At 65.0% G+C, this 18,971-nt stretch carries 18 protein-coding genes; 5 read left to right on the top strand and 13 right to left on the bottom strand.

The window, feature by feature from the left end; translation table 11 throughout:
* The 9 genes from O4220_RS25645 to O4220_RS25685 form a co-directional block, all read right to left on the bottom strand.
* On the bottom strand, positions 1–360 hold a 360-nt coding region (locus tag O4220_RS25645; protein ID WP_269608371.1), incomplete at its 3' end, for a response regulator.
* The gene (locus O4220_RS25650) at positions 357–1,712 is read right to left on the bottom strand and encodes a MadS family sensor histidine kinase (protein ID WP_269608372.1); all 1,356 of its coding nucleotides are present in this window, start codon (positions 1,710–1,712) and stop codon (positions 357–359) included. The genes O4220_RS25645 and O4220_RS25650, both read right to left, overlap by 4 nt.
* Positions 1,709–2,896 (bottom strand): iron-containing alcohol dehydrogenase, encoded by a 1,188-nt coding sequence (locus O4220_RS25655; protein WP_269608440.1) that lies wholly within the window; start codon positions 2,894–2,896, stop codon positions 1,709–1,711. The genes O4220_RS25650 and O4220_RS25655 overlap by 4 nt, the downstream gene beginning before the upstream one ends.
* 178 nt (positions 2,897–3,074) lie before the next feature.
* A complete protein-coding gene (gene madC, locus O4220_RS25660) occupies positions 3,075–4,592 on the bottom strand; it encodes a MadC family VWA domain-containing protein (RefSeq protein ID WP_269608373.1) in 1,518 nt (505 codons plus the stop codon).
* Positions 4,589–5,626 carry a MadB family AAA-type ATPase gene (locus tag O4220_RS25665; RefSeq protein WP_269608374.1) on the bottom strand — a complete coding sequence of 346 codons (1,038 nt, stop codon included), beginning with the start codon at positions 5,624–5,626 and terminating at the stop codon, positions 4,589–4,591. The genes madC and O4220_RS25665 overlap by 4 nt, the downstream gene beginning before the upstream one ends.
* 82 nt (positions 5,627–5,708) lie before the next feature.
* A complete protein-coding gene (gene mdo, locus O4220_RS25670) occupies positions 5,709–6,980 on the bottom strand; it encodes an NDMA-dependent methanol dehydrogenase (RefSeq protein WP_269608375.1) in 1,272 nt (423 codons plus the stop codon).
* A 196-nt stretch (positions 6,981–7,176) separates the two neighbouring features.
* Positions 7,177–8,409: an MFS transporter gene (locus tag O4220_RS25675; protein ID WP_269608377.1), complete on the bottom strand. Its 1,233-nt coding sequence runs from the start codon at positions 8,407–8,409 to the stop codon at positions 7,177–7,179.
* A gap of 75 nt (positions 8,410–8,484) precedes the next feature.
* The gene (locus tag O4220_RS25680; protein ID WP_269608378.1) at positions 8,485–9,261 is read right to left on the bottom strand and encodes a glutamate racemase; all 777 of its coding nucleotides are present in this window, start codon (positions 9,259–9,261) and stop codon (positions 8,485–8,487) included.
* The gene (locus O4220_RS25685) at positions 9,258–10,430 is read right to left on the bottom strand and encodes a cystathionine gamma-synthase (protein WP_269608379.1); all 1,173 of its coding nucleotides are present in this window, start codon (positions 10,428–10,430) and stop codon (positions 9,258–9,260) included. Before O4220_RS25685 ends, O4220_RS25680 begins: the two co-directional genes overlap by 4 nt.
* A gap of 81 nt (positions 10,431–10,511) precedes the next feature.
* Here O4220_RS25685 and O4220_RS25690 point away from each other — a divergent pair, with 81 nt between their 5' ends.
* Complete coding sequence (locus tag O4220_RS25690) at positions 10,512–11,684, top strand: acyl-CoA dehydrogenase family protein (protein WP_037176497.1); 1,173 nt, start codon at positions 10,512–10,514, stop codon at positions 11,682–11,684.
* Positions 11,685–11,737: 53 nt separating this feature from the next.
* On the opposite strand, the gene O4220_RS25695 is transcribed toward O4220_RS25690, so the two are convergent.
* Complete coding sequence (locus O4220_RS25695) at positions 11,738–13,123, bottom strand: cystathionine beta-synthase (protein WP_269608380.1); 1,386 nt, start codon at positions 13,121–13,123, stop codon at positions 11,738–11,740.
* Positions 13,124–13,219: 96 nt separating this feature from the next.
* On the opposite strand from O4220_RS25695, the gene O4220_RS25700 reads away from it, so the two are divergent.
* On the top strand, positions 13,220–14,233 hold the full coding sequence (locus tag O4220_RS25700) for an SGNH/GDSL hydrolase family protein (protein ID WP_269608381.1): 1,014 nt from the start codon (positions 13,220–13,222) through the stop codon (positions 14,231–14,233).
* Positions 14,234–14,304: 71 nt separating this feature from the next.
* On the top strand, positions 14,305–15,525 hold the full coding sequence (locus tag O4220_RS25705) for an acetyl-CoA C-acetyltransferase (RefSeq protein ID WP_269608382.1): 1,221 nt from the start codon (positions 14,305–14,307) through the stop codon (positions 15,523–15,525).
* A gap of 66 nt (positions 15,526–15,591) precedes the next feature.
* Here O4220_RS25705 and O4220_RS25710 read toward each other — a convergent pair whose 3' ends face one another.
* A complete protein-coding gene (locus O4220_RS25710; protein WP_269608383.1) occupies positions 15,592–16,437 on the bottom strand; it encodes a Bax inhibitor-1/YccA family membrane protein in 846 nt (281 codons plus the stop codon).
* A gap of 197 nt (positions 16,438–16,634) precedes the next feature.
* On the opposite strand from O4220_RS25710, the gene O4220_RS25715 reads away from it, so the two are divergent.
* Positions 16,635–17,060 (top strand): hypothetical protein, encoded by a 426-nt coding sequence (locus O4220_RS25715; RefSeq protein WP_269608384.1) that lies wholly within the window; start codon positions 16,635–16,637, stop codon positions 17,058–17,060.
* 3 nt (positions 17,061–17,063) lie between these two features.
* Here the strand turns inward: O4220_RS25715 and O4220_RS25720 are convergent, their stop codons facing one another.
* Positions 17,064–18,191, bottom strand: coding sequence for a class I SAM-dependent methyltransferase (locus O4220_RS25720; RefSeq protein ID WP_269608385.1), 1,128 nt, complete (start codon positions 18,189–18,191; stop codon positions 17,064–17,066).
* Positions 18,192–18,304: 113 nt separating this feature from the next.
* On the opposite strand from O4220_RS25720, the gene O4220_RS25725 reads away from it, so the two are divergent.
* Positions 18,305–18,427: a hypothetical protein gene (locus O4220_RS25725; protein ID WP_254923930.1), complete on the top strand. Its 123-nt coding sequence runs from the start codon at positions 18,305–18,307 to the stop codon at positions 18,425–18,427.
* 3 nt (positions 18,428–18,430) lie between these two features.
* On the opposite strand, the gene O4220_RS25730 is transcribed toward O4220_RS25725, so the two are convergent.
* Entirely contained in the window at positions 18,431–18,955 is a 525-nt protein-coding gene (locus tag O4220_RS25730) for a peroxiredoxin (RefSeq protein WP_269608386.1), read from the bottom strand.
* Between the last annotated feature and the right edge of the window lie 16 nt (positions 18,956–18,971).

Below are 18,971 nucleotides of genomic sequence, written 5' to 3' on the forward strand. Positions count from 1 at the left end.
GTACCCTCGGGCACCTGCGTGCACGGCCTCCACCACGAGCCGGTCGTCGAGGAACATCGTCAGCACCAGCAGCCCGATTCCGTTGTGCGCCTTGGCCAGCTGTGCACACAGCGCAAGCCCCTCGTAGTCCGAGCTGGCCGAGAGCTTGAGATCCATCAACACGATGTCGGGCTCGACCCGCGCGACGACGGCCAAACCCTCTTCCCGGGTGGACGCCTCCCCCACGATCGTCAGATCCGACTCGCGTTCGAGCACCGAACGCAGGCCGTCGCGCAGAATCGCGTGGTCGTCGACCAGAACGATGCGGACAGTGGGTGCCGCCACCTGCCCTGCGCCTGTGTGAACCGTCGGAACGCTCACTGTGTTTCGCCCTTCTCGGATTGTTCTCGAAGTGGAATACGCACCGCCACACGCAGTCCCCCAGTTCGGGCGCGGCGGATCTCGAGGACCCCGCCGTGTTCGCGGGTGCGGGCCGCCATGTTCGCCAATCCGCGGTGACGGCCGTCGACGTCGGTAGATTCGGCCATGTGCAGCATCATGCGCAAGTGAGCCGGATCGCCGTCGCCGTCGTCGGCAATCGACAGTTGCACCTGATCGAGCGAATAGGTCAAACGCAGAATTGCTCGCGAGGCATGCGCGTGCACCGCGGTGTTGAACAATGCTTCGCCTGCAATGCGAAGCAAAGCGTGCTCGCACTCGCTGCTCAATTCGACTGGAGTTCCCTCCACACGCAGCGAGACCTGTAACTCGTCGGGCATGTGAACCACGGAGAGCTGTTCGAGCATTTCGGGAAGCGACGTACGGTCGGCGTCCTGTGGGTGATTGAGGGCGTAGATTGCCGACCGCAGCTGGTCCACCGCCCGACGCGTCAGGTCCTTGGCCAAATCCAGCCTGTCACTACGTTCTTCGGCCGAGATGTCACTTCGACACACTTCGATCTGCATCCCCGCGGACAGCACGGCCTGAGTGACGCTGTCGTGCAATTCGCGAGCGATGCGATGCCGTTCGTCGTCGAGCACCTGATGCCGATGCGCGGCACCCAGTTGTCTTTGCGTCAGCAGCAGTTCGGCATTACGGGCTGCGAGGTCGGCTGCCGTTCGATTGGCCTCGGCGTAGGCACTCTCGGTTCGCTCGAGGAGTTGTCTTCGGCTCTGGAAGAGAGCCGAATTCTGCAGGGCCACTGCAGTTTGGCTGGCAAGGATGCTGAGCACCGCGGCGTCGGTGGCGTCCAGCACGCGTTGCTCACCGGTCCACGCTGCAAAAGCGCCCACGACACCTCCGTCGTACGCGATCGGTACGAAGGCGTGATGAGCGGAGATCACCGGAGTCAGCCCGTCGCCGCACGTCGACTGTCGGATCGACTCGAGGCAGTCGACGACGTCGTCCGGCAACGGTGGCCCTTCGACGTTGTCGACCAGAAACGGTGTGGCGTCGGGTCCGAGCACCAATCGACGAGGACCGGCGTCCGGGAACGCACCATCGGCGAGGGCGAAGACGACCCAGCGTGCACTCAGGTGCGCGCGAGCGGCCTCGGCCACAGCGCACACCAATGTTTCCGGACCGTCGACGGTGCGCACCAGTGCCCGTGAGATGAGTTCCAGTGCGTAGACAACACGTTCCAGACGTTCTGCGGCGCCGCGATACTGGGGGTAGAACGTGTTCTTGCCCGAACGCAGCCCCGTCAGCAACGAGAGGTCGGGTCCGGACGTCACAGCGCACTCCGGAACAGTTCGACCATCTCGCGGTGCGTCGCCGAACGCGGGTTGGTGGACATGCAGGCATCACGTAAGGCATTGGTGGCCAACACATCGAGATCGGACTCGCTGACGCCGATCTCGGCCAGGCCGGTAGGAACACCGACCTGACGCGCGAGGCGGTCGACCCGATCGGCCACGGCCATCGCCGCCTCCTCCGGCCTGGCTCTACCCTCGGGCAGTCCGAGGCTCGTCGCGATGGCCACGTACGGCAACGGATCCTCCGCAGCGTTGAAGCGAATGACGTGCGGTAGCAGCACCCCGTTGATCACGCCGTGCGGGAGGTCGAGCAGGCCGCCAACCTGGTGGCTCATTGCGTGCGTTGCACCGAGGATCGCGTTGGTGAAGGCCAGTCCCGCTTCCAGACTCGCCTGGGCCATCGATCCGCGCGCAACCATGTCGGTGGGCTCGTCGATGGTGCGAGCCAACTGTGACATCACCATGGTGATGGCGCGTAGGGCATGGTGATCGGTGAGCTGGTTGTGGCCCAGCGAGACGAATGCCTCGATTCCGTGCGTCAGCGCATCCAAACCGGTTGCAGCGTTGAGCCATTCGGGCATCGTGGTCAGCAACATCGGATCGATCACGGTGATGTCCGGAACGAGCGCCCGGCCGAGGATGGTGATCTTGGTAGAGCGTGCAGTGTCGGTGACGATGCAGAACTGCGAGACGTCGGCTCCGGTGCCGGATGTCGTCGGCACCATCACCAGCGGCGGGATCGGTCGAGTGGCCTGATCGACGCCCTCGTAGTCGAGAATTCTGCCGCCGTTGCCCGCAAGGACGGCAATCCCCTTGGCCGCATCCATGACCGATCCTCCGCCGATGGCCACCAACACGTCACAGCCGAAGTCTGCGTAGTAACCGTGCCCGGCCTCGATCTCGACATCCTTGGGATTGGGTGTCAACGCACTCCAGATCTGGGGCTCCAGTCCCTGCGCAACCAGTAGGTCGACCAGCTGCCCTGCCCAGCCACTGTCGATCAACCCCGAGTCCGTGACGAGCATCGGCCGTACCCCACCCAGGCGGCGCGTCGCGTGCGCTACCTCGCCCAGCGAATCCGGACCGAACACGATCTCGGGCGCATGGAACTTGAGGACTCGTGGTGTCTCGGCTCTGCTGCGCTGCGCATCGAGGTCGTGCAGCGCCTTACCGACGTTCGCCGTAGCTGCCTGGTCCACCGTTCACACCCTCGCTGTCTTCGGCCCACACTATCCAGACCTGTGATTCAGGTTACAACCTTACGAGCGTGACTGGTGCGATCCCACCAGCGCCGGGCCAGGTTCGTACCTACCCGATCGGGTAGGTACCGGTGCGATCAGGTCAGGACAGCGCATGCCCCAGTTCGGCCGCCTGCGCCGTCAACTGCTCCCCGTCCCGCGCGACCACAACCCGGTCGCAGATCTGCTCGTAGTCCTCCATCGAGCACGCGGCCTGCGCCCAGTAACGGCGGGCCTCGGGGGTGATCCACGCGATGCGGTGCACCTTGGACCGAACCTTCTCCAACGCGTCGAGTCCGGACGGCCGTCCGTTGCACCGGCCGTCCCCCACGATGATCACAGCAGTGCGCTTGTTCAGTACATCCCCGTGCGAGTCGAGAAGATCGGTGAAGGTCTTGCCGTAATCGCTGCTGGCTTCGAGGTCCAGTCGGGCATCCGCGAGTACCGCAGCCAGTGCACCATCGCCGGTGCTACCGAGCAAGGTGGTCGTCACGTCCACCGGCGAGTCCACGAATCCCATCACCGTGCACCGGTGCGCGTGCGAATGCATGGCTTGCGCAAGTCTGAGCGTGAATGCGGTGATCGGCCGCACCGAGAGCGAAACATCAGCCAGTACGAGCAGTCGGACCTTGTCGGGTACAGGCGTTTTCGTGACCAGACGGAAAGGGATACCGTCGGTACGCAGACTCGACCGGACGGTGCGTCGCATGTCGAGCGGTCCACGTGAATGCTCGCGTGGCCGCGGGCGCGGAGTACCCCGCATGTGCCGCAACACCTCGTGGCTCGCACGCTCGATCTCGGCATGCCGGCCGATCGCCTGCACCGCACCGTCGACCGGCACCGGCGACGACATCGTCCCGGTCACATCCCCCAGCGCCGCAACGAATGCCTCGACGGCATCGGTGATCCGATCCAACATTGCGGCACTCAGCTCGCCGGAATCGCCGCCGTCACCGTAGACGCTGCTCGGATCGTACGCGTCGAACCAGGCCAGGATTCCGGCCGGATCCTCCCAGTTCAGCTGTCCTGCAACGGCTCCACTCGTGCTCGACGCCAACTCCCCGGCCGCCGTCGACCCGGAACGCTCGAGGTCCACTGTGTAGGTGACGCCCCGTCGGCCCATGTCGCCGTCGGTGTCGATGGACAGATCGTGATCCTCGGACGACAGACTGATGTCGTCGTCGTCCTTGTGCGGGTTGAAACCCTTGTCCGCCTCGGGAGCGTCCAGCAGATCGCCGATCTCGACGGCACGCTCGTTGTACTCGGCGTACTTCGCCGCCTCTTGGTCCGCTCCCACGTCCAGGTCCGTGGGAAGTCCGCCGGCCACTTGCGCGCCGACCGACGAACGATGCTCGTCCACAACGCTTTCTGCCGTGTCCCGAAACATCGACTCGAACGCGAGATCGAAGCCATGCTGTTCATGGTCGTACTTCGCACACGTCGCGCGTAGAGCCGCTCGCAGAACCGTCAGATCACGGGCCCCGAGAAGACCGAGGACACGCCGTACCTCGATGACCTCGGCCGGCGACGCCGCCACTCCGAAGCGCCTGAGCGTCCGCCCGAAGACCGCTGCCAACACATCGAGCACCACCGATACCGAGAACGGTTGGTGCCCGGTCATCGTCGTATTCCGATGCCGCCCTTGTCGCGTCCACCGTGCCCTCGGAAGGCCGTCGCGGTCGTGTTGACGACCGTTCCGAGTGATGTTGCTGCAGAGGGCTTTTCTGCTACCGGTCCGGCCAGCGCGATCTTCATGTCCGACGAGTATTTGACCAGCGCAGCGAGCAGGTACTTGCGCGTCTCGTCGGTGTGGCCGAGGACCGACGCGATACGAGCCGCGTCGATCACTTCCGAGATCGACGGGCTCTTGCGTAGCGGTAGCTCACGCAATTCCGTCGCCAGTGCGACGATCTCGGACACGATGTGTGCGGGCACCTCGGGAGCGCGAGCGGTGACGATCTCTCGTTCGCGCGCCGCGGTCGGGTAGTCGAGGTGGAAGTGCAGGCAGCGCCGCTTGAGGGCCGAGGACAACTCACGAGTGTCGTTGGAGGTCAATATCACCCACGGATCGCTGCGTGCGGTGAACGTGCCGACCTCGGGAATGGTCACCTGCTTCTCGGCAAGAACTTCGAGCAGCAACGCCTCCATCGACTCCTCGGTGCGATCGACCTCGTCGACGAGCAGAACCACCGGCTCCTCGGACAGAACCGATTCCAGTAGGGGACGCACCGACAGGAACGGTTCGGAGTACAAACCGAAGTCTTTGGCCGCAAGCATCTTCGAGGCGTCGTCGATGTCGGTGACGTGCTGGGTGAGCGCGCCGATGTGTTCGCGCAGCATCTGCACGTGCAGGAGCTGTTTGGCGTAATCCCACTCGTACAGCGCCCGGTTGTCGTCGAGACCCTCGTAGCACTGCAACCTCACGAGCTTCCGACCACTCGCCGCAGCCAGGGATTTCGCCAGCTCCGTCTTGCCCACGCCCGCAGGGCCTTCGAGCAGAAGCGGGCGATCGAGCGCTGTCGCCAGATGCACCACGGTGGCGAGGTCGTCGTCGGCGATGTAGTCCTGCTCCCCGAGTGCGCGCTGCAGATCGGCGGCGTCGGTGAATCGAACGGTGCCGGTGTCGTCGCTACGCACTGTCGACAGCGAGGTCATGTGTTTCCCTTCGTAGTGCGGTGGAGCCGCAGTGGTGCGGTTATGCGCCGCCTGAGGCACATAACCGCACCACTGCGCAGCATCAGTACGACTCGTTGATCGCGTGCGAGACGACGGGAATCATCGACTCGACGGTGACCTGACGGGGGTTGCCCGGGGTGCACCAGTCTTCCTGGATGTGCTCGGAGATCTTCAGAACCGACTTCTCGTCGCCCTTGATCACGTCACCCTTGCCTGCGTACTTGCCGGTGTTCATCCGGTTCTTGTCGTAGGTCGCGGAACGGATCGATCCGAAGTTGTCGGGAATGCCGACGTCCTTCGCGAGCCTGATGGCAGCTTCGACGGCCGCGTCGGCCGCCTGGACGGTCGTCATGTTCTTTGTGTCGACACCCATGGCGACGGCGATCTCCGCATAGCGCTCGTAGCGTGAGGGCAGGTTGTATTCCCACACGCGCGGCAATGCGATGGCGTTGTTGAGGCCGTGAGCGCTGTCGTAGAACGCACTGATCGCATGGGAAATCGAGTGGATGACACCGAGTCCGCCGGAGTTGAACGCCTGCGTGGCGATGTACTGGGCGTTCATCATGCCCTCGCGAGCCTTCAGATTGCCCGGGTCGTACACGGCCTCGCGAAGATGCTTGGACACCAGGCCGATCGAGTAGATCGCGTTACCCAGCGACGGCGCGAAATCGAGACGCGAGACGTACGGCTCGGCACCGTGGGCAAGAACGTCGAAGCCACAGAACGCGGTCCACTGCTGGGGGCAGGTGTAGTAGAGCAGCGGATCGTCCAGTGCCAGAGTCGGTGTCGACGCCTCGTCGAAGGCGAGCCACTTGTGCGGCTTCTCCATGTCCGAGGTATCGGTGATGACGTAGGCCCAGGACGTTTCCGAACCTGTTCCGGCAGTGGTCGATACAGCGATGTGCGGCGGGTTCTGCTTGTTCGTCGACTTGGAGAAGCCCTCGAACTCGTTGATGTTGCGGCCGTCATGGGCAACAACGACGCGGATGCCCTTTGCTGCGTCGTGGCTCGAGCCACCACCGACGGAGATGACGCTGTCGCACTTCTCCTTCTGGTAGAGCGCGGCACCGTCCATGACGTTGTAGTCCTTGGGGTTGGACTCGACCTTGTCGTAGAGGACCACCTCGACGCCCTGGTACTCGATCTTGCCGATCAGTTCCTCGATGATGCCCGATCCACGCAGACCGGTCGTCACGAGTAGCGAGCGCTTGAACCCGAGCTCCTTGGCCTCGACACCGATCATGTCGTGGGCACCGACTCCCAGCTTGGCGCGCGGCAGCGGGTGAAACTCCTTGATGGGAAATTCCCAGATCTGATTGAGCTCGATAACCATCGGTGTCTCCTCGGTGAGTGTGAGTCGAAGACGCCTGCCTCTGTGATCGGCGTCTCACTGGTGACCACACTGACCGCCCGGCACCGCAATGGGAACACCCCGCCGGGCGAACTCTGCCAACGACGCACCGAACTACCCGATCGGGTAGGGCTCCCCGCTCATCCTCGGTAGGGGTCACTCCACCGAGATTGCTGCACTAGCGATCTCGACGCTGAGCCATGGAAAACCCGAGAACCGAGATCAGCGCGAGCGTGATGACGAATCCTCCGTACAGTTCCACCGTCGTGCTGAGCCCCAACCGGTGGACGGCCAGTCCTGCGACCACCGCCGGCAGGCTGAACGCGAGATAGCTCATGACGAAGGTCGTGGCGAACACTCCGCCTCGCTCCGCTGCGGGGACCAGCGCGCCGAGCGTGCGCATCGCGCCGAGAAAAGTTGCTCCCCAACCCGACCCGGCAATCACGGCCCCGACGAAATACAACACGATCGAGCCGATCTGTACCGAAACCAGAGTGAGTGCGACGCCGGCCGCCAGCACCGTGGCCCCGATCATCATCACCGAGCGGGGAAATCCGTTGCGCACCACGGCAGCTGCCACTGCTCCCGAGGCGAACAGCGCGAAGATCTCGAGTCCACCGACGATGTGGTTGTCGACGCCGAACACTGTGCCGATGATCGACGGACCGAGCGAAAGGTGAAACCCGCCGAGTGACCAGGTCGCGAAGAGACCGGGAGCGATGAGTAAGAACGGTGCTCTCACGGACTTCGGAATCGACGCTCGCGGCAGCAACGTCGACGCGAGGTGGCGTCGGGAATCGAAGCCGCGCATCGCCGACGTCTCCGGCACGAACAGCAGCGCCACTGCGAGTACGAGCGCCGCGGCGATCAACAGCGCGAACACGAGGATGTCGGGCGCAGGTGCCAGTTGCACCAGCAGCCCGGCACCGAGTGCACCGCCCGCCATCCCAAGGGAGGGCGCGATGCTGTTGAGCAACGGCCCGGTGGATACGTTCGGCTGCAGATCGATGACCGCCGCGCTCATCGCCCCCGTGGCCGCGCCTGCTGCTATTCCCTGCACGATGCGTGCCGCGATGAGGAGCGGCACGCTGTCGGCAACGATGAACAGCACCAGGCTGACAACCAGCAACAGCAGCGACGCAATCAGAATCGGCTTGCGTCCGATGTGATCCGACAGGCTGCCGATGGTGAGCAACGTCGACAACAGTGCGACCGCGTAGACGGCGAAGATGACCGTGAGCGTGATCGCGCTGAATCCCCAGGACTGCTGGTAGACCGGGTACAACGGTGACGGTGCTGCCGAGGACGCCATCAGCACGATGAAGGCGACACCGACCACCCAGAAGGCGTACCGGTGCGGCATCCTCACCGCAGCCCTTCCGGTACTCCCCCGCGTTTCCATGTCGACCATGTGTTGTCCCTCCACTGCAGCGATTGTTACCTCAGTGAAAGACAACGCGTAGGACGGTCTCGCATTCCCGGCGACTCAGAATCGGCGTGCGCCTGCGCCGTCGAGCAGGAGCTGTCCTTCGCGGTAACGCTGCGCACTCGCGGGCAAGTCGCCCTCGACCCCGCTGAGCCACACCGACAGGCGACCGGTTCCGGAGACAGCCGAACCGACCTCGTCGACGCGTCGTACTGTCTGGTTGGCCACGGCCTCGGCGCTGTCGAACATCGTCACCCGGGTGGGCAGCTGCGCCACGATTTCGTCGAGCACCAGCGGATAGTGCGTGCACCCCATCACGATGGACTCGACGTCATCCGGAGTGGACGCCACCGCAGCGGTGATCGCTGCGCTGATACCAGGCGCGTCTCCGCGGTCGATCGCGTCGGCAAGACCGTGGCAGGCCACACTCGTCACCGTCCGATGCGACGCGAACTCCTCGATCAAGCGCGCTTGGTACGCACTTGCCGTCGTTGCTGCCGTCGCCCAGATCGCAATCCGATCACTTACCGCCGCAGCAGGTTTGATCGCCGGTACGGTCCCCACCACCGGCACGGAATCGCCGAGCGCGGCCCGCACGTGGCTCAGCGCAGTCACACTGGCGGTGTTGCACGGGAGCACCACCACCTCGGCACCGAGGTCGACGGCCTGCTGGGCGGTACCGACCACCCGGTCGATGACCCATCGGTCCGGCTTGGGCCCCCATGGGGCGTTGTCGGGGTCCATCATCAGCACCAGATCGAGCTCGGGACGCAGGCTGCGCAGCCGTGCAGAAGTCGGGACCATTCCCAGGCCCGAGTCGATCAGTGCGACGATCATGCCAGCGCTTGCTCGACGTCACCGACCAGATCGGCACCGTCCTCGATACCGACCGACAGCCGCACCAGGTCGTCGGGAACTTCGAGCAACGAACCGGCCGTCGACGCGTGGGTCATTGCGCCGGGGTGTTCGATCAACGATTCCACGCCACCCAAAGACTCTGCGAGCGTGAAGATTTCGGTCTTCGCGCAGAAGTCGAGTGCGGCCTGCTTACCGCCGGCCAGGCGCACCGAGACCATGCCACCGAAGCGTCGCATCTGCTTCGCGGCGACCGCGTGAGACGGGTGCGATTCGAGTCCTGGATAGATGACCTGGGAGATGGCCGGGTGTCCTTCGAGAAATTGAACGATCTTCTCGGCATTGTCGCTGTGCCGTTCCATCCGCAGCGCGAGGGTCTTGATGCCGCGCAAGGTCAGGAACGCGTCGAACGGCCCGGGAACTCCGCCCGCTCCGTTCTGCAGGAACGCGAACGCCGTATCGAGTTCTTCGCTGTCGGTCACCAACGCGCCGCCGACCACATCGGAGTGCCCGCCGATGTACTTGGTAGTCGAGTGCAGCACCACGTCGGCACCGAGGCTCAGGGGCTGCTGCAGGTACGGCGACGCGAACGTGTTGTCGACGACGAGCTTGGCCCCACCCTCGTGCGCGACGCCCGAGAGCGCCTCGATGTCGCCGACATTGAGCAACGGGTTGGTCGGCGTCTCGACCCAGACCAGCTTGGTGTTCGGGCGCATCGCTGCGCGCACCTCGTCGACGTCCGACACCGCGGCCACCGAGTATTCGATGCCCCACTGTGTGAAGACCTTGTCGATCAATCGGTACGTGCCGCCGTAGGCGTCGTTGGGGATGACGAGGTGGTCACCGGGACGCAGCGCCGAACGCAACAGGCAATCCGTCGCCGCCATACCCGAGGAGAACGCTCGCCCGTAGCTGCCGGACTCGATGGCCGCGAGATTGGCTTCGAGCGGCCGACGCGTCGGGTTGCCGGTGCGCGCGTACTCGAATCCGCTGCGCATGCCGCCGACGCCGTCCTGGGCGAAGGTGGAGCTGGCATAGATCGGCACGTTCACTGCGCCGGTCAGCGGATCCGGCTCGTAGCCGGCGTGGACCGCTTTGGTGGAAAAGCCCTGCCAGGACGTGTTGTCTGCCTTGCTGCGCTGCTCACTCATGGCCTCCACCCTAATCGGCCTGCGTCGCCCGGCGGGGGCGTGGGTAACCTGCGAAGACAACCCCCAGCGGAAAGAGGCACCGTGGCCAACTCCCAGAGCGTCGACGAACTGTTCGCGATCGATTCACTCCTCGACGACGAGGAACGCCAGATCCGGGACACCGTGCGCAAGTTCGGCAACGAGCGCATCCGCCCGCACATCGCCGACTGGTTCGACGAGGGCACCGTGCCGGCGCGAGAGCTCGCCAAGGAACTCGGCTCGCTCGGCCTGCTCGGCATGCACCTCGAGGGCTACGGCTGCGCCGGTACATCCGCCACGGCGTACGGCCTGGCCTGCCTCGAACTCGAAGCCATCGACTCCGGCATCCGTTCGCTGGTTTCGGTGCAGGGCTCGCTGGCGATGTTCGCGATCTGGAAGTACGGCTCCGAGGAGCAGAAGCAGCAGTGGCTCCCGGGAATGGCCGAGGGATCGCTGATCGGCTGCTTCGGTCTCACCGAAGCCGATTTCGGATCCAACCCCGGCGGCATGCTCACCCGCGCAAAGCGCGACGGTGACGACTGGATCCTCAACGGCAGCAAGATGTGGATCACCAACGGACCGGTCGCCGACGTCGCCGTCGTATGGGCGCAGACCGACGACAAGATCCGTGGGTTCGTCGTACCGACCGACACACCGGGATTCACCGCGAACACGGTCAAGAAGAAGCTCTCGCTGCGCGCCTCGATCACCGGCGAGCTGGTTTTCGACGACGTACGACTGCCCGCCGACGCGATGCTGCCCGAGGCCCGCGGCCTGAGCGGACCGTTGAGCTGCCTCAACGAGGCCCGCTTCGGCATCGTCTTCGGCGCGATGGGCGCAGCTCGGGACTGCATCGAATCGGCCATCGAGTACTCGAAGACCCGCGCAGTGTTCGACAAGCCGCTCGCCGGATATCAGATCACCCAGGCCAAGCTCGCGAACATGGCCCTCGAACTCGGTAAGGGGCAGCTACTCGCACTGCACCTGGGCCGACTCAAGGACAAGGGCGAACTGCCCGGCGAGCGGGTGTCCCTCGGCAAGCTCAACAACGTGCGTGAGGCCATCAAAATTGCGCGCGAATGCCGAACGATCTTGGGGGCCAACGGAATCACGCTCGAATACCCGGTACTCCGCCACGCCAACAACCTCGAATCCGTCCTCACCTACGAGGGCACATCCGAGGTGCATCAACTCGTGATCGGCCAGGCGCTGACCGGCTCGAGCGCGGTGCGCTGACACGCAATGGTGTGGTTGAGTGCCCCCTGGGGGACTCAACCACACTACTGCCGCTAGGCACCCTTGCTGAGGAATCCGAGCAGGTCGTGGCGAGTGATGACGCCGACGGGCTTGCCTTCTTCTACGACCATCAGCGCATCGGACTCGCCGAGTGCCTTGGTGGCGTCGGAGACGGTTTCGCCCGCACCGATCAGTGGGAACGGCTCGCTCATGTGCTTGGCGACGGGGTCGGCCAACGCTGCGCGACCCTCGAACACGGCGCTGAGCAGATCCCGCTCGGTGACGCTGCCGGCAACCTCGCCTGCCATGACGGGTGGCTCGGCTCCGACAACCGGCATCTGCGAGACGCCGTACTCGCGCAGGATTTCGATGGCGTCACGCACGGTCTCGGACGGGTGAGTGTGCACCAGATCCGGCAGGGCACCGGACTTTCCGCGTAGCACCTCGCCCACCGAGGTCTCGTGAGTCTTGCCATCGAGGCGTGAGCGCAGGAATCCGTACGACGACATCCACGAGTCGTTGAAGATCTTCGCCAGGTAGCCGCGTCCGCCGTCGGGCAGCAGTACGACGACCAACGCGTCGGGACCTTCGCGCTCGGCAACCTGGATCGCAGCAACGGCAGCCATGCCGCACGAGCCGCCGACCAACAGGCCTTCCTCGCGGGCGAGGCGACGGGTCATGTCGAAGGAGTCGGCATCCGAGACGGCGATGATCTCGTCCGGGATGGACGGGTCGTAGGCCGTCGGCCAGAAGTCCTCGCCGACACCTTCGACGAGGTAGGGGCGTCCCGTGCCGCCGGAGTAGACCGAGCCCTCGGGGTCGACGCCGATGACCTTGACCTTGCCGCCGGAGACCTCCTTGAGGTACTTGCCGGTGCCGGAGATGGTGCCGCCGGTGCCGACGCCTGCGACAAAGTGGGTGATCTTGCCATCGGTGTCGGCCCAGATCTCGGGGCCGGTGGTCTCGTAATGGCTGGCCGGTCCGGCCGGGTTGGAGTACTGGTTGGGCTTCCAGGCTCCCTCGATCTCGCGAACGAGTCGATCGGAGACGCTGTAGTAGCTGTTGGGGTCCTCGGGTGCGACAGCCGTCGGGCAGACGACGACCTCTGCTCCGTATGCGCGCAGCACGTTGCGCTTGTCCTCGCCGACCTTGTCGGGGCACACGAACACACACTTGTAGCCACGCTGCTGTGCGACGAGCGCGAGACCGACGCCGGTGTTGCCGGACGTGGGTTCGACGATGGTTCCGCCGGGCTTCAGTTCGCCGGACGCCTCGGCCGCGTCGATCATCTTCACGGCGATGCGGTCCTTGGACGAACCACCCGGGTTGAGGTACTCGATCTTGGCTGCGACCGTGCCGCCGCCGTCGCCGATGACGGTGGACAACTTCACCAACGGGGTGTTGCCGATGAGTTCGGTGATGTGCTGAGCGATGCGCATTCCACCATCTTCCCAGATGCAGGTATTCGACTCTCGGCCACGGCCGTCGACGCCCGCCTACGATGGTGTCGACGGCGCGACGAGAGGGATCGATCTGTGACGGCGAGCGGATGGCGCACCGCTGCGAAAGCGAGCGCCGCGACGGTACTGGCGGGCTCTGGAGCAGGGACTGCGTCCTGGGCCGCCTACCGACATCTCATGGGGCAGGCCGCTGCGGCACGCGGCGTCATCGGGCGCACCACCGCCAAGCCACCGGAGGCCGACGGCGTCTACACAGCGGGCTGCGCAGCCCCCGAACGGTGGCGATTGGGAAGTTCAGCAGATATTCATCTGATGATCTTCGGCGACTCCACGGCCGCGGGAGTGGGCTGCGTCGTTGCCGACGAAGTCCCGGGGGTTCTACTCGCCCGCGGCCTGGCCGAAGAGACAGGGCAGCGAATCCGCTTGAGTACCAAAGCAATTGCCGGCGCCACCTCGAAAGGCCTCGAAGGCCAGGTCGATGCGATGTTCGTCGCCGGACCGCCGCCCGATGCGGCAGTGATCTTCGTCGGCGCGAACGACGTCACCAAGAAGTTCTCCATTCCCGCATCGGCGGCTCGACTCGGCGACGCGGTCGAGCGGTTGACGGCCAAGGGGTGTGTGGTCGCCGTAGGGACGTGCCCCGATCTCGGTGTCGTGACGGCCATTCCGCAGCCGCTGCGCACCGTCGTCCGCAATTGGGGTCGACGCCTCGCGAACGCGCAGACGTCCCGCACCCTCAGCGCCGGCGGACATCCGGTGGCTCTTGCGGACCTGCTGTCCCCCGAGTTTCTCGCCGCCCCCGACACCATGTTCTCGGCGGATCGCTTTCACCCGTCGGCCGCGGGCTACGAACTCGCCGCCCAACAAATTCTGCCGGTACTCGCGTCCGCGCTGGGCGTGTGGCACGGCGGCCCACTGCCCGAGCTACCGACGGTCTCGGCTGCCGCCGAATCACGCAAGGCCATCCCCCGCGCCACAGCCGCACTCGACCGCTTCCTGCGCAGGAGGACCGCCGAGCTCGACGCCGAGATCAGCACTGCGTCGGACGATCTCGTACGTCGTGCCGGCGGTGGATCGGCGGGGTTGTAAGTTCGATCGGGAGACATCGCCTACCCGGCGGTAACACGGCAGTTCCGCAGTATCGATCTAAAGGAGATCTCATGCCAGAGGCAGTCATCGTCGCCACCGCGCGCTCACCGATCGGCAGGGCGATGAAGGGGTCGCTCAAGGACATTCGTCCAGACGACCTCACCGCTCAGATGGTCGCCGCCGCGCTGGCCAAGGTGCCCTCGCTCGACCCGAAGGACATCGACGATCTGCTCCTGGGCTGCGGTCTGCCCGGCGGCATGCAGGGCAACAACCTCGCCCGCATCGTCGCGGTGCAGCTCGGCTACGACTCGCTCCCCGGAACGACGATCACGCGCTACTGTTCGTCCTCGCTGCAGACCACCCGGATGGCCCTGCACGCGATCAAGGCGGGCGAAGGTGACGTGTTCATCTCCGCCGGCGTCGAGAGCGTGTCCAGCTTCATCCATGGCAGCTCCGACTCGCTGCCCGAGAGCCACAACCCGATCTTCGCCGACGCCGAAGCCCGCACCAAGAAGGCGCAGGAAGAAGGCGCGGACAGCTGGACCGATCCCCGTGAGAACGGCGAGCTTCCCGACGCGTACATCGCGATGGGCCAGACCGCCGAGAACGTCGCGCTGCTCACCGGCATCACCCGCGAAGATCAGGACCACTGGGGCGTCCGCAGTCAGAACCGCGCCGAAGAGGCCATCAACGCCGGCTTCTTCGAGCGGGAGATCACCCCGGTGACCCTGCCCGACGGCACCGTCGTCAACACCGACGACGGCCCTCGCGCCGGCACCACGTACGAGAAGATCAGCCAGCTCAAGCCGGTCTTCCGCCCCAACGGCACCATCACCGCCGGTAACGCGTGCCCGCTCAACGACGGTGCCGCAGCGCTCGTCATCATGAGCGACACCAAGGCCAAGGAACTGGGCCTGACGCCGTTGGCTCGCATCGTTTCCACCGGAGTCACCGGCACGTCCCCCGAGATCATGGGTCTCGGCCCGATCGAGGCCACCCGTAAGGCGCTGAAGATCGCAGGCATGTCGATCTCCGACATCGACCTGTTCGAGATCAACGAGGCCTTCGCCGTGCAGGTCCTCGGATCCGCGCGCGACCTCGGCATCGAGGAGGACAAGCTCAACATCTCCGGTGGTGCCATCGCGATCGGCCACCCCTTCGGCATGACCGGTGCGCGCATCACCACCACGCTGCTGAACAACCTGACGACACAGGACAAGACGTTCGGCGTCGAGACCATGTGCGTCGGCGGCGGTATGGGTATGGCCATGGTGCTCGAACGCCTCAGCTGACCTGACTGCTGCAGACGAAAAAAGCCCCGCCCTCCGAAAGGAGTGGCGGGGCTTTTCGCGTGCGTGCTAGTCGTTGTTGAAGTAGCTCAGCAGACGCAAGATCTCGATGTACAGCCACACCAGGGTGATGGTCAGACCGAGGGCGACGCCCCAGGCTGCCTTCTCCGGAGCCTGTGCACGGATCAGCTGATCGGCCTGGTCGAAATCCAGCAGGAAGCTGAACGCCGCGATGCCGATGCAGACGAGGCTGAAGATGATGGCGATGGGTCCGCCGTCACGCAGCCCCAATCCACCGTCCATGAAGAAGCCGGCGACCAGATTGCCGAGCATCAGGACGACGACACCGATGAGGGCACCGACGACCATGCGGGTCAGACGCGGGGTGACGCGGATGGCACCGGTCTTGTAAACGATCAGCATGCCGAAGAACACGCCGAACGTGCCGAGGACGGCCTGGGAGATGAGTGTCCCGGCTCCGACCCCCTGGATGGGGAAGGTGAACAGGAAGGACAGGGCTCCGAGGAAGATGCCTTCGGCGGCGGCGTATGCGAGAACGATCGCCTTGTTGTCCATCTTGCGACCGAACGTGGCGAACATGACCAGACCGAAGCCGATCAGGCCACCGCCGATGACGAACGGCACGGCCAGGTCGTTGTTGTTCTGGACGAGCAGGTACGAGAGGATCGCCGTGACGGTCAGCACACCGAGGGTGATGCCGGTCTTGGTGACGACGTCGTCGATGGTCATGGCCCGCTGCGCGGGCTGCGTGGTGTACGGATCGGCCTGCGTTCCGGGATGCTGGCCGAAGGTTGCGGCCTGCGAGGCTCCAGCCGTCGCAGATCCGAATGTGGCGTATCCGCCGCCCTGCTGCTTGGGCAGGTTGCGGAACACCGGGTTGCTGGAGGTGCGCACCGTGTCTCTTCCCTTCGTAAGTTCTGATCCCCACCGGGGATCTCCCCGCCGGTCATCAGTAGAACGTCTGATATCCGGACAAAAGTTCCCCAACCGAGAACTTCTACGACGGACAAAACGGACTCTACCGGGTACGGCCTCCATACGCGGAGACGACCGCGTGTGTGACACCGAATCGAAACGGGCACTATGAGGAAATGGCAATCGAAGACGGACCCGACCAGACCTTGGACCCCAGCGAAAGCGTCGACTCCGACGAGGTGCGCAACGATGACGGCGACACCGTCGTCGATCCCCCCGACCACTGGAGCGAGGCCAACAGCTTCGGCACCACAGCCCGCGAGGCCGCCGAGGGCGAGAGCCTGGATCTCAAGCTCAGCGAGGAAGAACCCGACATCGCGGTCGAAGAGGATCTCGACCGACCGATCACCGAGACCCCCGACGACGAGTTGACCGAGGAACTGGTCGACCATGTCGTCGAGGAATCCGACGAAGATCCCGACATCGATTACGCGGAGGGCCAGCGTCAGGCCGAGATCGTGGAAGGCACTCTCGTCGAGGACCGCGGACGCAACCGCGGCCAGATCGACGGCTCCCCCGAAGACGGCGGCCCGGTCACCTGACACTCACCGTTGCTCGCTCGGTCGCACCGAGCGAGCGACGGTGAACTTGCCGTTGCGCCCCATCAGGTCGGTGGGGCCCACGGCGTCCGCCAGCTCGCGCCGGTAGTTCAGGTGAGTGTTGAACACCGTCCACAGTTGTCCGCCGGGCCGCAGCACTCGACCGGCGGCAGCGAACAGTTTGCTCGCCCCGCCCGTATGCACGGCAGCACCTTCGTGAAACGGCGGATTGCAGACCACCAGATCGACCGACTCCGATTCGAAGGTGGACATCGCATCGTCCGCGATCACCGCGATCCGAGTCCCGTTCGCCTCCGCCGTCGCCGCTGCCGACGCAATTGCTGCAGCCGAACGATCGGTAGCGATCACTTCTAGATCCGGCCTGGTTCGAGCCAGCTCTGCTGCGAGAATTCCTGTGCCGCAGCCCAAGTCGACGGCTGTGCGAGCACGCGGCAACATCTTCGGAACGAACTCGAGCAGAAACCGCGTTCCGATGTCCAGGCCTGCCCCGGCAAAAACAGCGCCGTGGGCCACGACCGTCATGTCGATGTCCGCGAGACGTTTGCTCACCGGATACGTCATACCCGACGCCACCGCCCCGGCCGCGGTGAGCACCCGAGCTTTCTGCCGGCCGCGTCCGGCCGTGACCGTCGTGAAGGACCGTCGCAGCACGTCGTTCATGGCGGGGGTCATGTGTTTGTCTCGCCCGCCGGCCAGCACCACCACGTCCGCGGTCGCGTGCGCCGCGATGTGCTCGGCGATCTCGGTGAGCTCGGCCAAACCTCGCGGCAACTGCATCAGTACCGTGCCGACGCCGTCGAGCAGTCCTGCACCGAGCGCGTGCTGGGTGTACGTACCCGTCATCGACACCCGTGCGGCGTTCAGCTCGAGCGCCCGCACGCCGGTGACGGCGTCCTGATGGACCCGCACATTCGTGAAGCCCAGCGCCACGGCACCGAGCGTGAGGGCACCGTAACGATCACCGATCACCGCGATCGGTGCCGTCCTGTCGACTCCTGGACGCTCGTCGACGGTATCGAGTACGAGACGGTCTGCAGCGTCGACGGAATGGAGGTTGGGTGCCTCCGCATCGGGCTCGCGGCGCAAGGCGTCGAACAGAGTTTCATGGGGCACCCGAGCAGTATCCCACCCTGGCAGCTGTGCCCTGACCGGTCGTTTCGGCGGTTCACCGGCCCATTTCCGCGCGGCGAGTGGCTATTGCGGTCGATCAGGGGCATGCTCGGGGAATGGAACACAAAGACAAGAACGAGGCGCTCTTCAGCCATCCCGACGACGCCTCGACCGATGCGCACGCCGAGACTTCGAAGCCTGCCGTCTACACCGCCCTCTTCAGCGGCGCGAACGAATAGCCCTCACGACAGGTAGCGCAGGTACTCCAGAGCCTTGGTGGCATGGACATGACCGCGTTCGCTCTGCACCACCATCCGCACCACTCGGTGCCGATCTATCACGAATGTCGTCCGCTTCACGGACAGTAACTGCCGCAGGTAACCACGGTGTGCCGCATGCGCCCGTCCGCGTTCGAGCTCACGAAGCCGCCGCCGCCGGGTGAACCACCCACCTCGCCGCACTCCGAATTGCTCGGCCACCGCGCCGTCGGAATCGGACAGCAACGGAAAGTCGAAGGATCGCTGCAGAGCGAAATGCTGATTCTTGTCGCGGGTGTCGGTGCTGATCCCGACGCGCTGCGCACCGAATCTGCTGAATTCTGTTCCCAGGTCCCGGAAATGGCACGCCTCGGCGGTGCAGATGGGGCTGTTGGCCGCAGGATAGAAGAACAGCACCACTGGGCCCGACGCCGTCAGCTCGGAGAGCGCACGGGATTCACCAGAATGATCGGGAAGCTCGAAATCCGGGGCCGTCTGTCCGATTCGCATGACGCAGAGGCTACCG

Source organism: Rhodococcus ruber, from assembly GCF_027270735.1.
Lineage (GTDB): Bacteria > Actinomycetota > Actinomycetes > Mycobacteriales > Mycobacteriaceae > Rhodococcoides > Rhodococcoides rubrum_A.

Bases quoted from the DNA above. Each gene is read 5' to 3' on its own strand.
- O4220_RS25695 (WP_269608380.1), bottom strand. From the start codon at position 13,123: ATGCGCATCGCTCAGCACATCACCGAACTCATCGGCAACACCCCGTTG.
- O4220_RS25680 (WP_269608378.1), bottom strand. From the start codon at position 9,261: ATGATCGTCGCACTGATCGACTCGGGCCTGGGAATGGTCCCGACTTCT.
- mdo (WP_269608375.1), bottom strand. From the start codon at position 6,980: ATGGTTATCGAGCTCAATCAGATCTGGGAATTTCCCATCAAGGAGTTT.
- O4220_RS25675 (WP_269608377.1), bottom strand. From the start codon at position 8,409: ATGGTCGACATGGAAACGCGGGGGAGTACCGGAAGGGCTGCGGTGAGG.
- O4220_RS25730 (WP_269608386.1), bottom strand. From the start codon at position 18,955: ATGCGAATCGGACAGACGGCCCCGGATTTCGAGCTTCCCGATCATTCT.
- madC (WP_269608373.1), bottom strand. From the start codon at position 4,592: ATGACCGGGCACCAACCGTTCTCGGTATCGGTGGTGCTCGATGTGTTG.
- O4220_RS25665 (WP_269608374.1), bottom strand. From the start codon at position 5,626: ATGACCTCGCTGTCGACAGTGCGTAGCGACGACACCGGCACCGTTCGA.
- O4220_RS25725 (WP_254923930.1), top strand. From the start codon at position 18,305: ATGGAACACAAAGACAAGAACGAGGCGCTCTTCAGCCATCCCGACGAC.
- O4220_RS25715 (WP_269608384.1), top strand. From the start codon at position 16,635: ATGGCAATCGAAGACGGACCCGACCAGACCTTGGACCCCAGCGAAAGC.
- O4220_RS25685 (WP_269608379.1), bottom strand. From the start codon at position 10,430: ATGAGTGAGCAGCGCAGCAAGGCAGACAACACGTCCTGGCAGGGCTTT.
- O4220_RS25705 (WP_269608382.1), top strand. From the start codon at position 14,305: ATGCCAGAGGCAGTCATCGTCGCCACCGCGCGCTCACCGATCGGCAGG.